The sequence below is a fragment of the Fodinicurvata fenggangensis DSM 21160 genome (genome assembly GCF_000686045.1).
GTDB lineage: Bacteria > Pseudomonadota > Alphaproteobacteria > Kiloniellales > DSM-21159 > Fodinicurvata > Fodinicurvata fenggangensis.
In genome coordinates this window covers 1-1,032 of the sequence record NZ_JMLV01000037.1, presented here as the reverse complement: position 1 = coordinate 1,032, position 1,032 = coordinate 1, and the positions used below count along the sequence as shown (strand labels likewise).

At 53.7% G+C, this 1,032-nt stretch carries 4 protein-coding genes; 1 reads left to right on the top strand and 3 read right to left on the bottom strand.

Features of this window, described 5'->3' with window-relative positions; genetic code table 11:
• The 3 genes from BP38_RS21550 to BP38_RS0118205 all read right to left on the bottom strand — a co-directional run.
• On the bottom strand, window positions 1-188 hold a 188-nt coding region (locus BP38_RS21550; protein WP_035725998.1), incomplete at its 3' end, for a type II toxin-antitoxin system HicB family antitoxin.
• Window positions 185-496, bottom strand: a complete 312-nt coding sequence (locus BP38_RS0118210) for a HigA family addiction module antitoxin (protein ID WP_026988890.1) — start codon at window positions 494-496, stop codon at window positions 185-187. The genes BP38_RS0118210 and BP38_RS21550, both read right to left, overlap by 4 nt.
• Window positions 497-507: 11 nt before the next feature.
• Complete coding sequence (locus BP38_RS0118205) at window positions 508-792, bottom strand: type II toxin-antitoxin system RelE/ParE family toxin (protein ID WP_026988889.1); 285 nt, start codon at window positions 790-792, stop codon at window positions 508-510.
• 172 nt (window positions 793-964) lie between these two features.
• Here BP38_RS0118205 and BP38_RS23360 point away from each other — a divergent pair.
• Window positions 965-1,032 (top strand): AAA family ATPase (locus BP38_RS23360; protein ID WP_155992512.1); only part of this gene is annotated, 68 nt, incomplete at its 3' end.

Genomic DNA, 1,032 nt, shown 5'->3' with positions numbered 1-1,032 from the left:
CCCTTCTTCCGGCATGTCTCAAGGAAGATCCGCCAGGAAGCCTCCCCTTCCTGGCGTAGTGACGCAGCGCTGTCCGCGTAGAAATCAGCACCACCATTCAGGCCGGTGAATTCACCGCGGAACATTTCAATTTCGGTATCGTACTGAATGACGGCGCGATAACCGTCTATGGTCATGACGTTATTCATGGCCTTACCTCGCCGGTGGGTTCGGCCTGCGGCCGCTGTGGTAGACGGTCGAGGTCGGAACCGAGCTCGGCGCGCGCCACGTCAAGCTCGTAGGCTTTTTGAAGGTTCATCCAAAGATCAGGTGACGTGCCGAAATACCGACCGAGGCGCAACGCCGTGTCGGCCGTGATATTGCGCTTTCCAGCCAGAATCTGGCTGATCCGGTTCGCCGGCACGTCGATCAAGCGTGCCAGTTCGGCTGCGCTGAAACCGAGTTCTTCTAGCTCGTCGGCGAGAATCTCGCCTGGATGGATGGGTGTGCGTGCCATGATTCGTCCTCCTAGTGGTAGTCCACAATCTCAACGTTTTCGGGCCCGTCCGCCTCTGCCGACCATTCAAAACAGATGCGCCACTGGTTGTTGATCCGAATACTGTACTGACCCTGCCGGTCGCCTTTGAGCGCTTCGAGGCGATTGCCCGGCAACTGGCGCAGATCAGTCAAGCTCTTTGCAGCCTCTAGGAGCCGGAGCCGCTTTTCAGCTTGGCGTCGGAAGGGCTCGAACTGTCTTACTCTTTCTCCGGCGGCGAAGCGTTCTGTCTTGTTGTCATGATAGCTCCGGATCATATGATTAGCGTAATACGTGGTACGCGATACGTCAAGCGTATCGGTGTGCCTACTTATGAAAACATCCTCGGATGAGCTCAATGCGCGTTATTTTTCTTTCCAACAAACCCACATTTGTAATTTTGATGGAAAATTCATTTCTATTAATGCCCAAATGTGGTAATATGTTTTCATGATTATCTCATTCCTTAATCAAAAAGGCGGTGTGGGTAAAACCACCCTAGCAGTTAACGTCGCTGC

Coding starts and splice junctions, on each gene's coding strand:
- BP38_RS0118210 (WP_026988890.1), bottom strand. CDS start 496: ATGGCACGCACACCCATCCATCCAGGCGAGATTCTCGCCGACGAGCTA.
- BP38_RS0118205 (WP_026988889.1), bottom strand. CDS start 792: ATGATCCGGAGCTATCATGACAACAAGACAGAACGCTTCGCCGCCGGA.